Annotated in this window: 12 protein-coding genes; 10 read left to right on the top strand and 2 right to left on the bottom strand. The window is 39.2% G+C overall.

What is annotated here, in order from left to right; all coding sequences use genetic code 11:
* Window positions 1-77 precede the first annotated feature (77 nt).
* The 4 genes from dacA (at window position 78) to lipA (ending at window position 3,730) form a co-directional block, all read left to right on the top strand.
* Entirely contained in the window at window positions 78-1,289 is a 1,212-nt protein-coding gene (gene dacA / locus PSF28_RS18975; protein ID WP_210837091.1) for a D-alanyl-D-alanine carboxypeptidase DacA, read from the top strand.
* A 134-nt stretch (window positions 1,290-1,423) separates the two neighbouring features.
* Window positions 1,424-1,687 (top strand): DUF493 family protein YbeD, encoded by a 264-nt coding sequence (gene ybeD, locus PSF28_RS18970; protein WP_004908910.1) that lies wholly within the window; start codon window positions 1,424-1,426, stop codon window positions 1,685-1,687.
* Window positions 1,688-1,996: 309 nt separating this feature from the next.
* Window positions 1,997-2,641 carry a lipoyl(octanoyl) transferase LipB gene (lipB, locus tag PSF28_RS18965; RefSeq protein WP_272685497.1) on the top strand — a complete coding sequence of 215 codons (645 nt, stop codon included), beginning with the start codon at window positions 1,997-1,999 and terminating at the stop codon, window positions 2,639-2,641.
* 123 nt (window positions 2,642-2,764) lie between these two features.
* A complete protein-coding gene (gene lipA, locus PSF28_RS18960; protein WP_210837093.1) occupies window positions 2,765-3,730 on the top strand; it encodes a lipoyl synthase in 966 nt (321 codons plus the stop codon).
* Window positions 3,731-3,864: 134 nt separating this feature from the next.
* Here lipA and cspE read toward each other — a convergent pair whose 3' ends face one another.
* The gene (gene cspE, locus PSF28_RS18955) at window positions 3,865-4,074 is read right to left on the bottom strand and encodes a transcription antiterminator/RNA stability regulator CspE (protein WP_004257099.1); all 210 of its coding nucleotides are present in this window, start codon (window positions 4,072-4,074) and stop codon (window positions 3,865-3,867) included.
* A gap of 216 nt (window positions 4,075-4,290) precedes the next feature.
* The gene (locus PSF28_RS18950) at window positions 4,291-4,749 is read right to left on the bottom strand and encodes a methylated-DNA--[protein]-cysteine S-methyltransferase (RefSeq protein WP_210840371.1); all 459 of its coding nucleotides are present in this window, start codon (window positions 4,747-4,749) and stop codon (window positions 4,291-4,293) included.
* Window positions 4,750-5,037: 288 nt separating this feature from the next.
* Between PSF28_RS18950 and nrdH the strand changes: the two genes are divergently transcribed.
* The 6 genes from nrdH (at window position 5,038) to proW (ending at window position 11,910) form a co-directional block, all read left to right on the top strand.
* Window positions 5,038-5,265: a glutaredoxin-like protein NrdH gene (gene nrdH, locus PSF28_RS18945; protein WP_210840372.1), complete on the top strand. Its 228-nt coding sequence runs from the start codon at window positions 5,038-5,040 to the stop codon at window positions 5,263-5,265.
* An 8-nt stretch (window positions 5,266-5,273) separates the two neighbouring features.
* Window positions 5,274-5,687 (top strand): class Ib ribonucleoside-diphosphate reductase assembly flavoprotein NrdI, encoded by a 414-nt coding sequence (gene nrdI / locus PSF28_RS18940; RefSeq protein ID WP_210840373.1) that lies wholly within the window; start codon window positions 5,274-5,276, stop codon window positions 5,685-5,687.
* A gap of 11 nt (window positions 5,688-5,698) precedes the next feature.
* Window positions 5,699-7,831 carry a class 1b ribonucleoside-diphosphate reductase subunit alpha gene (nrdE, locus tag PSF28_RS18935; RefSeq protein WP_210840374.1) on the top strand — a complete coding sequence of 711 codons (2,133 nt, stop codon included), beginning with the start codon at window positions 5,699-5,701 and terminating at the stop codon, window positions 7,829-7,831.
* A gap of 12 nt (window positions 7,832-7,843) precedes the next feature.
* Window positions 7,844-8,815: a class 1b ribonucleoside-diphosphate reductase subunit beta gene (nrdF, locus tag PSF28_RS18930; protein WP_210840375.1), complete on the top strand. Its 972-nt coding sequence runs from the start codon at window positions 7,844-7,846 to the stop codon at window positions 8,813-8,815.
* Window positions 8,816-9,542: 727 nt separating this feature from the next.
* Window positions 9,543-10,742 carry a glycine betaine/L-proline ABC transporter ATP-binding protein ProV gene (gene proV / locus PSF28_RS18925; RefSeq protein ID WP_004908883.1) on the top strand — a complete coding sequence of 400 codons (1,200 nt, stop codon included), beginning with the start codon at window positions 9,543-9,545 and terminating at the stop codon, window positions 10,740-10,742.
* Entirely contained in the window at window positions 10,735-11,910 is a 1,176-nt protein-coding gene (gene proW, locus PSF28_RS18920) for a glycine betaine/L-proline ABC transporter permease ProW (protein WP_272685479.1), read from the top strand. Before proV ends, proW begins: the two co-directional genes overlap by 8 nt.
* The last annotated feature ends 37 nt before the right edge of the window (window positions 11,911-11,947 follow it).

Raw genomic sequence — 11,947 nt, 5'->3', positions numbered from 1 at the left:
GGCTTTTTTCTTATCCTATTCTTTTGCTAAACTGCGCCTCCTTGTGTTAACCGAATTTCGGATGTAATGGTAAAACCATGAATAATGTCGCTCCATCACGCATCGTGCGTCATACAGTGCTGGGCTCCGCACTCCTTCTTATGACTGCGAATATTGCGAATGCTAATGAAACCTTCCCGAATACATCAATTCCTGCGGCACCCGCTATTGATGCAGAAGCTTATATCTTAATTGATTATAATTCAGGGAAAGTTCTCGCTGAAAGTAATGCCGACCAACGCCGCGATCCTGCGAGTTTGACAAAAATGATGACCAGCTATGTTATTGGTCAAGCAATTAAGTCAGGTAAAATTGGTGAAAATGATATCGTCACGGTCGGAAATGATGCGTGGGCTACCGGTAATCCAGTGTTTAAAGGCTCATCATTGATGTTCTTAAAACCTGGCGACCGTGTTAGCGTGTCTCAATTAACTCGTGGTATTAACTTGCAATCAGGTAACGACGCTTGTGTTGCTATGGCCGACTATATTGCGGGTGACCAAGCCAACTTTGTTCAATTAATGAATGGCTATGTAAACAAATTAGGGCTGAAAAATACCTATTTTCAAACCGTTCATGGTTTAGATGCCGAAGGCCAATATAGCTCAGCCCGTGATATGGCGCTTATTGGGCAAGCACTCGTACGTGATGTGCCTGAAGAGTACGCAATCTATAAAGAAAAAGAGTTTACCTTTAACAATATCCGCCAAACAAACCGTAATGGCCTATTGTGGGATAAGAGCCTTGCTGTTGATGGCATAAAAACCGGTCATACTAATGCCGCGGGCTATAACCTTGTTGCCTCAGCAACCGAAGGTGATATGCGCCTGATCTCTGTTGTTATGGGAGGTAAAAGCAGCAAAGGCCGTGATGCCGAAAGTAAAAAGTTACTCACTTACGGTTTCCGCTTTTATGAAACTGTTAAACCATTACAAGCCAATGTGGATTTTGCCAGTGTGCCAGTCTGGTTTGGTGATGAAAATGAAGTAAAATTAGGTGTCACTGAAGATTTATACCTCACCATCCCACGAGGTCGCTTAAAAGATTTAAAAGCCAGTTATGAGCTATCTACAACTGAGCTAGAAGCTCCCTTAACCAAAGGTCAGCAAGTCGGTACCATTAGCTTCCAACTTGATGGTAAAATTATCGAGCAGCACCCTTTAGCAGTATTAAAAGATGTTGAAGAAGGTGGCTTTTTCAGTCGGTTAATTGACTATATTAAATTACTCTTCCACCGTTGGTTTGGTTAAGACTTGAAACTAAAATAAGTCATCCCCATATAGTAAGTATCGAAATGTTTGTTGGATGAATACCTCTCATTGGCTGGTTTAATACCAGCCAATCTTTTTCAGCCAGCAGCCCAATTTAAAAATTAGGAGTGCCCATGAAAACGAAATTAGGTGAACTGCTTGAGTTCCCATGCCCATTAACCTACAAAGTGATGGGCTTGGCACAGCCTGAACTGGTTGATCAAGTGATTGAAGTGATACAACGTCATGCTCCGGGGGATTACTCTCCAGACGTAAAACCGAGCAGCAAGGGGAATTATCACTCCGTTTCTATTACTATCAATGCCACCCATATAGAACAAGTGGAAACTTTGTATAGTGAATTAGGTGCATTAGAATTAGTTAAAGTTGTACTTTAATTTCTGTAAAAATAAACTACATCCCAAAGGTTAACCATAACCGATTAAGGTGTAGTTTTTTATTTATTCTGCACTACAGAGCCTTATAATTATTTTTTCTTGCTGATAGTACAAATAAAATAAGTTTTTCATCAAAATGCCTAATGAGAAATAACTTTTCATATCAATTCCCAAACCTAAAAATACAAACTTATCCAAATTCTTACCTTTTTCATACTCCACTCAAAAGAGTCGCGCTAACATATCTATAACATGACAAAACTAGCACTCACCTCCTACCAGCGTTATACTAAGTACTCAATTTTTCAGGTGGATGTTAAAACATTGTCAGAAAGAACGATAATCATACGTCAATTAGGGATAACGCCGTATCAACAGGTATCTGATGCGATGCACCAATTTACAGGGTGTCGTACCCCCGAAACCTGTGATGAAATTTGGTTGGTTGAACACCCTCGCGTGTTTACTCAAGGCCAAGCCGGAAAAGCTGAGCATGTACTGGCCCCCGGTGATATCCCTGTTATTCAAAGCGATCGTGGTGGCCAAGTCACCTACCATGGGCCAGGCCAGCAAGTGATGTACGTGATGCTCGACTTAAAGCGCAATAAAATTGGTGTTAGAGAACTCGTCACCGCACTGGAAAATACCGTCGTGAATACCCTTGCCCACTTTAATATTGCAGCGTATCCTCGCCCTGATGCCCCTGGTGTCTATGTGAATGGCGACAAAATTTGTTCTCTTGGATTACGCATAAGGCAAGGTTGTTCTTTTCATGGTCTCGCTTTGAATATTGATATGGATCTTGAACCCTTTAATCGCATAAACCCTTGTGGTTACAGTGAATTAAAGATGACTCAGGTTAGTGATCTTGCTCCCAAAGTATCATTATCTGATGTTCAGCCTGTGCTAATTCGTCAATTCTGTGACACACTGGGATTTCATATTGTTCAATAATAATGCTATAATTTTTTAACATTTTTAAAAAATATTTTAATGAATGGATAACAGCCTTCATTTGGTTTTATTTAGAATTATCACTTATCCATCAGCATAAAAGATAACTGGAACCGTCATATTATGAGTAAACCAATTCAGATAGAACGCGGAATTAAATATCGTGACGCCGACAAAATGGCGCTGATCCCTGTCAAAAACGTTGTGACTGAACGAGAAGAAATTCTACGTAAACCTGACTGGATGAAAATTAGGCTTCCTGCTGACTCCACTCGTATTCAAGGCATTAAAGCAGCCATGCGCAAAAATGGGCTGCATTCTGTTTGTGAAGAAGCGTCATGCCCTAATCTCTCGGAGTGCTTTAACCATGGTACTGCGACCTTTATGATTTTAGGGGCTATCTGTACCCGCCGCTGCCCATTCTGTGATGTTGCTCATGGCCGTCCAAATGCACCAGATGCCAATGAGCCTGAGAAATTAGCACAGACTATTAAAGATATGGCATTACGCTATGTCGTCATTACGTCAGTTGACCGAGATGATCTACGTGATGGCGGAGCACAGCACTTTGCTGATTGCATTAGCGCTATTCGTGAAAAAAGCCCATCGATTAAAATTGAAACGCTTGTTCCTGATTTCCGTGGCCGTATGGATCGCGCATTAGAAATTTTAACCGCGACACCACCTGATGTGTTTAACCATAACCTTGAAAACGTACCACGTGTTTACCGTCAAGTTCGCCCTGGTGCTAATTATGAATGGTCTTTAAAATTACTCGAAAAATTTAAAGAAGCCCATCCCGATATCCCAACTAAATCAGGGTTAATGGTTGGTCTTGGTGAAACCAATAAAGAAATTATCGAGGTTATGCACGACTTACGTCGCCATGGCGTAACGATGCTTACACTAGGCCAATACCTACAACCAAGCCGCCATCACTTACCGGTTAAACGCTATGTTAGTCCTGCTGAGTTCGATGAGATGAAAGAAGAAGCCATGGCAATGGGCTTCACTCACGCTGCTTGCGGCCCATTCGTTCGCTCTTCTTACCATGCTGATTTACAAGCTAAAGGTGAGGAAGTTAAATAGCCTCCATTATTTAACGTATAAACAAAAAATGCCTGATTTACATCAGGCATTTTTTTATCTATTGCAATAAAAAAACTCGCCCTAGATAACTAGCGCGAGTTTTCAGCTGTTCGTTTTAATCTTAATTATAAAAATTACAGAGGAATAACGTTAGCAGCAGATGGGCCTTTAGCACCTTCAGTAATTTCAAATTCCACTTTTTGGCCTTCAGCTAAGGTTTTGAAACCATCGCCCATAATCGCAGAAAAGTGAACAAATACATCTTTGCTACCATCTTCTGGAGTGATAAAACCAAAACCTTTAGATTCGTTGAACCACTTAACGTTACCTTTAACTTTAGACATCAAATATTACCTTTAAAATAAAATAGACACACCATCTGTATCAAGCTCAGTACATCAGATTTCTCAGTTACTTGTCTACAACCTAGATCACGAAAATGGACTAAAAAGATAAAAAAATATTATTTATCGATAGAATAGGTTCTGATTTCGACAATAATTCTTACCAATAGCAATTATCACAACCAATAGTATTATCTATAGCTAATTATTTAGATTTTACTTCTCATGTAAAAGTAGCCAGTCTTTGATATCCAAGCCCCCAGTATACCCCACTAATTTCCCATCATGCCCAAGTACACGATGACAAGGAACAATTAATGAGATTGGGTTACGTGAGTTTGCCATGCCGACAGCACGACAATAATTAGCTGAGCCTAACTTTAAAGCCAAATCTTTATAGCTCCAGCGTTCCCCATAAGGTATCCCACAAAGATGTTGCCAGACTTTTTTCTGAAATTCTGTGCCTTGTGGATTTAATGCCACCGTAAAAACGGTTCTTTTGTGATTAAAATATTCCTTTAGTTCTTTCACACAAAGCTTTGAATGCTCATTCTTCGTTTCTTTTTCTGTTTTTTCATCAACAAAATAAAGGCTCGTTATCCCGTTGTCATCAGCCGTAATATGGACCCACGGTTTAGGAAATTTATCCGGTGTTGCTAAATATTGATGGTACATAGTATCTCCTCAAAAGGACTCAATTACCTGATTGTATATACAGTTATAGTGTAAATTATTTCCACTTTGCAATGATCTTTTTTCTTAGAGTCTCTATCTGAATCATCTAATACGATATTTTTTTATTTTCAATGTTAATAACCACCTAGCTAACAATTAGAATAATTATCATTCAACATTTCATATTCACTACATATTGTATGGTTGATAAATTTAAAATCCATATATAGTATTTATATGCCACATGCCTTATTTTTAATGCGAATAAACATTCAAAAGGTAAATAACATGACTGAGATTACCATTTATAGTAAACCTAACTGCGTTCAGTGTAATGCTACTTATCAAGCCTTAGATCGCAAATCTATTTCCTACCAAATTATTGACCTTACTGAAGATAGCCAAGCCCTTGAACTCGTAAAAAAATTGGGTTATCAACAAGTCCCTGTTGTTATTGCAGGTGACAAACATTGGGCCGGTTTTCGACCTGACATGATTAGTCTATTAGCCGCTTAGGTGATGTCATGGAAACGGAATCACTCATCTATTTTTCAAGTCGCTCTGAAAATTGCCATCGCTTTATTGAAAAGCTCGGTATTCCTGCAACACGGTTACCTATTGGCAACCACGAAAATAGCCTAATTGCGACAAAACCTTATGTTTTATTACTACCAACCTATGGTGGTGGCGGTACAAAAGGGGCTGTTCCAAAAGAAGTGATTCAATTTCTTAATATTGAAGCCAATCGCGCATTTATCCGTGGTGTTATTGCTGCGGGTAATACCAATTTTGGTGATGCCTATGCGATAGCTGGAAATATCATCGCGCAAAAATGCCATATTCCCTACCTATACCGGTTTGAACTTCTTGGTACTGATAAAGATGTTCAATCCGTTCAACGAGGCCTAAAAACGTTTTGGCAACGTACAAACAACTAGAGTTATTCCAAATGGATAAAATGCAAAATATATCAGATGTGGATTATCATGCGCTCAATGCGATGTTGAATTTATATGATAACGAAGGCCGTATTCAATTTGATAAAGACAAAGAAGCGGCTCATCACTATTTTCGACAGCATGTGAACCAAAACACCGTATTTTTCCATGATTTAAAAGAAAAGTTAGACTTTTTAGTACAAGAAAACTATTACGAAAACAGTGTATTAGAACAATATAACTTTGAATTTATTAAAGCACTGTTTAAACAGGCATACGCACACAAATTTCGTTTTCAAACGTTTCTCGGTGCCTTTAAATATTATACTAGCTATACACTGAAAACCTTTGATGGCAAACGCTACCTCGAACGCTATGAAGACCGCGTCTGTATGGTTGCTTTAACCCTTGCTCAAGGGGATGAATCCCTTGCTAAGTTGTATGTCGATGAAATTATTACAGGTCGTTTTCAACCTGCAACTCCCACCTTCCTTAACTGCGGTAAAAAACAACGTGGCGAGCTAATCTCTTGTTTTCTTTTAAGAATTGAAGACAACATGGAGTCCATTGGCCGCTCAGTCAATTCTGCTTTGCAGTTATCCAAACGCGGTGGCGGCGTTGCCTTTCTAATGACCAATTTACGGGAGCAAGGCGCCCCAATAAAACTAATTGAAAATCAATCTTCTGGCGTTGTTCCTGTCATGAAAATGTTAGAAGATGCTTTTTCTTATGCCAACCAATTAGGCGCAAGGCAAGGTGCCGGTGCCGTTTATTTGCACGCTCACCACCCTGATATCATGCGTTTTCTTGATACGAAGCGTGAAAATGCAGATGAAAAAATACGGATTAAAACGCTGTCTTTAGGGGTAGTTATTCCTGATATCACTTTCCAGCTAGCGAAAGATAACCAGGACATGTATTTGTTTTCACCATATGATGTTGAACGCACCTATGGTGTCCCTATGTCTGAAATCAGTGTGACAGACAAATACCATGAAATGGTCAATAACAAAGCGATAAAAAAATACAAAATCAATGCTCGGGAATTTTTCCAAACTTTAGCTGAAATCCAGTTTGAGTCTGGATATCCGTATATTTTATTTGAAGATACCGCCAATCGAGCCAATCCTATTGCAGGACGCATTAATATGAGCAATCTGTGCTCAGAAATACTGCAAGTTAATCGCCCTAGTGTTTATGAAGACGATTTAAGCTATCAACAAATCGGTAAAGATATTAGCTGTAATTTAGGCTCCATGAATATCGCTAAAACGATGGATTCACCAAATTTCGCTCAATCAATAGCGGCTGCCGTTAGAGCACTGAGTGCGGTTTCAGATATGAGTAACATTCGTTCTGTCCCTTCCATTGCCGAAGGTAACCGACAATCACATGCGATTGGGTTAGGACAAATGAATTTACACGGCTACTTGGCAAGGGAGCATATCTATTATGGCTCAGAAGAAGCACTCGATTTCACCAATATCTATTTTTATGCCGTCACCTATTACGCATTAAAAACGTCCAATCAATTAGCTATTGAAAGGAAAACTGCATTTGTTGGTTTTGAACATTCAACTTATGCCTCTGGTGATTATTTTGATAAATATATCAACAATATTTGGCTACCAAAAACACAAATCGTTCAGGAATTATTCCGACGTTCGGGTATCGAAATTCCAACTCGTGAAGACTGGCAAGGCTTAAAACAGTCTGTTATTACCTATGGAATTTATAACCAAAACTTGCAAGCGATACCTCCGACAGGGTCTATCTCTTATATCAATAATTCAACATCAAGCATTCACCCCATTGTTTCACGAATTGAAATTCGTAAAGAAGGTAAGATTGGTCGTGTCTACTACCCCGCTCCTTTCATGACGAATGAGAACTTAGAATATTACCAAGATGCTTACCAAATCGGTCCAGAAAAAATTATTGATACTTATGCCATGGCAACTCAGCACGTTGACCAAGGTTTATCTTTGACTCTATTTTTTAAAGATGATGCCACCACGCGAGATATTAACCGAGCGCAAATATATGCTTGGCGAAAAGGAATCAAGACATTGTATTACATCCGATTACGCCAAACTGCCCTCGAAGGAACTGAAGTCGAAGGCTGCGTATCTTGCACTTTGTAATAGGAAAATATTATGACCACCAGCATATCTAGCGCACCAGTAAAAGCCATTAACTGGAACCGTCTTCAGGATGATAAAGACTTAGAAGTATGGAACCGATTAACGAGTAATTTTTGGCTTCCCGAAAAAGTACCATTATCTAATGATATTCCTTCTTGGAATACTTTAACTGCTGCAGAAAAACAGCTAACAATACGTGTATTCACTGGCCTCACCCTGCTAGATACGATTCAAAATACAGTGGGTGCACCTTGTTTAATGCCAGATGCACAAACACCTCACGAAGAAGCCGTTTTATCGAACATTAGCTTTATGGAAGCAGTACATGCGCGCTCTTATAGCTCAATATTTTCAACTCTTTGTTCAACAATTGATGTTGATGATGCATACCGCTGGAGTGAAGAAAATATTGCATTACAGAATAAAGCTAAGATCATCCTATCTTACTATTGTGATTCACACCCTTTAAAGAAAAAGATCGCAAGTGTCTTTTTAGAATCATTTCTATTTTATTCTGGTTTCTATTTACCAATGTATTGGTCAAGCAGAGGAAAGTTAACAAATACCGCAGATCTTATACGTTTAATTATTCGAGATGAAGCCATACATGGCTATTATATTGGCTATAAGTTTCAAAAATCATTATCACAATATGATGATAATACTCAGAAAGAAATTAAGGATTTTGCTTTTTCATTATTATTCGATTTATATGAAAATGAAGTGAAATATACACAAGAACTTTATGACACAGTAGGTTGGTCGGAAGATGTCAAAAAATTCCTTCATTACAATGCCAATAAAGCATTAATGAATTTAGGTTATGAAGCCTTATTTCCTGATACCGTCACTGATGTAAGTGCAGCGATATTATCGGCTTTATCTCCTGATGCAAATGAAAATCATGATTTCTTTTCGGGCTCCGGTTCATCTTATATTATTGGTAAAGCAGTCAGTACCGAAGATGATGACTGGAACTTCTAATTAAACTGTTAATTTAACTTATCAATAAGAATCACTCACAACCAAATCCATACCATGATGAATTATAATGAGTTTATTTGTCATGGTATTTTTTAGCTCAAAAAGTAGTCAAATTAATTCGTTTTTTATATGTATATCTGTTTAATTACTCATTTTTAATGAGTCAATCTGGCAATTATTTTTAATCCAATCAATTTCCACTCCATTTTACATAAATTTATTTAATGAGTTTGATATTAATTTCTATTTTTTTATCTATCAATTAAGCATTTATTCCACATAAAAATCGAATAAAATCGGCAACTCGCATATTGATTAGATTAGTGTGAATTATTTTCAATTAAATTCAATCTCACCAGTAAGTTAACTTTAATATAGAAACCATAAAATTCATCATTATATAACTTAATATCGTTTTTATTTACATTAATAGCATCAAATTTCATCCCTATTTTTTTGATTAATTATACTTAACCTAGGGTTGTCAGCTGATTTTATTATGCTAGGGTTTATTGCTTGCAAATTTTACTAATAACTCAAACGGAGAAATTTGAATTTAATCCATAATTAACTAACCCATTAAAACGAATATAGGAATTTCTGCCCTAATAATTTTCAAAGGATAATCATAGATAGGAAACATAATGTTAACTATCACGATAGAATTCATCACTTTCAATATAGGTAATTTGTCTTCCTTGTTGATTGAAAATTGGGTAAATAATATATGGCAATAAAATTACAAGTTAAAAATTTATATAAAATATTTGGGGACAATCCTGACCAAGCATTTAAGCTATTAGAATCAGGTATGAATAAAGATGATATCTTTGAAAAAACAGGCCTTACTGTAGGTGTTCAAGATGTTAATCTGACGATTGAAGAAGGCGAAATCTTTGTTGTCATGGGGCTTTCTGGCTCAGGAAAATCAACCTTGGTGCGCCTCCTCAATCGCCTGATCGAACCGACCAGCGGGCAAGTCATGATAGATGGAGAGGATATTTCCAATATTTCTGACAAAGCGCTGCGCGAAGTTAGGCGAACAAAAATTAGTATGGTGTTTCAATCCTTTGCGCTGATGCCACATATGAATGTCATCGATAACACCGCTTTTGGTATGGAACTTTCTGGCATTCCAAAAGAAGAACGCCATAAGAAAGCCATGAGTGCGCTTGAACAAGTTAATCTTGAAAAATGGGCTAATTCATACCCTGATGAGCTCTCTGGTGGGATGCGTCAACGTATCGGGTTAGCCAGAGCGCTAGCCAATGACCCTGATATTCTGCTAATGGACGAAGCGTTCTCAGCCCTTGACCCACTAATTCGTACTGAAATGCAAGATGAACTGCTCTCCTTACAAGGGGATAAGCAACGCACGATTGTCTTTATTTCTCATGACCTTGATGAAGCTATGAGAATTGGCGACCGTATTGCCATTATGCAAGGAGGCGTTGTCGTTCAAGTTGGCACACCTGATGAAATTCTCAATAATCCAGCAAATGACTATGTTAAGACCTTCTTCCGTGGTGTAGATATCAGCCAAGTATTCAGTGCTAAGGACATTGCACGCAGACGGCCTAATGCACTATTGCATATCGCACCGGGTTTTGGCCCTCGTTCAGCGCTAAAAGTCCTCAACGATGAAGACCGCTATCACGGTTATTTAATTTCTCGGGGGCATACCTTTGCCGGTGTGGTTTCTGTTGAATCCTTAGAAAAAGCACTCCATGAAAAAGCAGGTATTGAAGCTGCAATATTAACTGATATCGAGCCAATTCAAGGTGATACATCCTTAAATGAAGTTATTTCTACCGTGGCACAAGCCCCTTGCGCTGTTCCGGTTATTAACGAAAAAAACCGCTATTTGGGCGTAATTTCAAAAGGAATGCTGTTACAGGCGCTGGATAAGGAGACACCAAATGAGTAAGCAGAATCAAGAAGCAACGAATAGCCAACAAGACCCATGGGTGGATACTGAAGCCACGAATACGCCAACACAAGGTACTGAGAATATACCGGCGGACGACCCATGGGCAGCGACAAGCTCTAGCGAAACAAACACCTCTGCGGATGATCCTTGGGGAAATGCATCAGACACAACCACACCTGCTGACACCAGTTCGAGTGATTGGCTTGATGCCGCCCCAACAGATAGCATCATACCCGATCAGTTTAATATTATGGATCCCTTCCAGCACACACTGATCCCTCTTGATTCATGGGTTGCGCATGCTATCGATTGGGTAGTCCTCAACTTTCGTCCTGTATTCCAAGGGATTCGTGCCCCCATTGATTTTATTTTGAGTGGGTTTGAACAATTTCTCACCTCACTACCGCCCCCTGTTGCCATTATCATTTTCGCATTACTCGCTTGGCAATTAGCAGGACGCGCGATGGGGGTGGCCACATTTGTTTCGATGATAGCCATCGGAGCAATTGGTGCTTGGTCAGAAGCCATGGTGACACTGTCTCTGGTCCTCACCTCTTTACTGTTTTGTATTGTCATAGGACTGCCACTGGGGATTTGGCTGGCACGTAGTGATAAAGCCGCTAAAGTTATTCGCCCATTACTTGATGCGATGCAAACCACACCGGCATTCGTCTATTTAGTCCCGATTGTTATGTTATTTGGTATCGGTAATGTGCCCGGTGTTGTCGTCACTATTATATTTGCTTTACCACCAATCATTCGTTTGACCATTTTAGGGATCAAACAAGTCCCAGCTGATTTAATTGAAGCCGCTGAATCATTCGGTGCAAGTCCTCGCCAAATGCTGTTTAAAGTACAATTGCCATTGGCGATGCCAACCATTATGGCTGGGGTCAACCAAACCTTGATGTTAGCGCTGTCAATGGTCGTTATCGCCTCAATGATTGCTGTTGGGGGCTTAGGTCAAATGGTCTTACGGGGTATTGGTCGGCTTGATATGGGTCTCGCATCTGTCGGGGGGGTCGGTATTGTTATTCTAGCTATCATCTTAGACCGCTTTACCCAATCTTTAGGACAAGATACTCGTGGCAAAACATCATGCCGTTGGTACCAAAAAGGGCCTATTGGGTTGGTTATGCGCCCATTTTGTAAAAAAAACCATTAATCAAAACATCCTCCATTCACCTGAGTGCCATTCATAT

This window comes from Providencia sp. PROV130, from assembly GCF_028482225.1.
In the GTDB taxonomy this organism is placed as follows: domain Bacteria; phylum Pseudomonadota; class Gammaproteobacteria; order Enterobacterales; family Enterobacteriaceae; genus Providencia; species Providencia rettgeri.
The sequence above is the reverse complement of the archived record's forward strand: the minus strand, read 5'-3'. Positions and strand labels throughout refer to the sequence as shown.

Bases quoted from the DNA above. Each gene is read 5' to 3' on its own strand.
- PSF28_RS18950 (WP_210840371.1), bottom strand. From the start codon at position 4,749: ATGTACCATCAATATTTAGCAACACCGGATAAATTTCCTAAACCGTGG.
- cspE (WP_004257099.1), bottom strand. From the start codon at position 4,074: ATGTCTAAAGTTAAAGGTAACGTTAAGTGGTTCAACGAATCTAAAGGT.
- nrdH (WP_210840372.1), top strand. From the start codon at position 5,038: ATGACTGAGATTACCATTTATAGTAAACCTAACTGCGTTCAGTGTAAT.
- proW (WP_272685479.1), top strand. From the start codon at position 10,735: ATGAGTAAGCAGAATCAAGAAGCAACGAATAGCCAACAAGACCCATGG.
- nrdE (WP_210840374.1), top strand. From the start codon at position 5,699: ATGGATAAAATGCAAAATATATCAGATGTGGATTATCATGCGCTCAAT.
- dacA (WP_210837091.1), top strand. From the start codon at position 78: ATGAATAATGTCGCTCCATCACGCATCGTGCGTCATACAGTGCTGGGC.
- nrdF (WP_210840375.1), top strand. From the start codon at position 7,844: ATGACCACCAGCATATCTAGCGCACCAGTAAAAGCCATTAACTGGAAC.
- proV (WP_004908883.1), top strand. From the start codon at position 9,543: ATGGCAATAAAATTACAAGTTAAAAATTTATATAAAATATTTGGGGAC.
- nrdI (WP_210840373.1), top strand. From the start codon at position 5,274: ATGGAAACGGAATCACTCATCTATTTTTCAAGTCGCTCTGAAAATTGC.
- lipA (WP_210837093.1), top strand. From the start codon at position 2,765: ATGAGTAAACCAATTCAGATAGAACGCGGAATTAAATATCGTGACGCC.
- ybeD (WP_004908910.1), top strand. From the start codon at position 1,424: ATGAAAACGAAATTAGGTGAACTGCTTGAGTTCCCATGCCCATTAACC.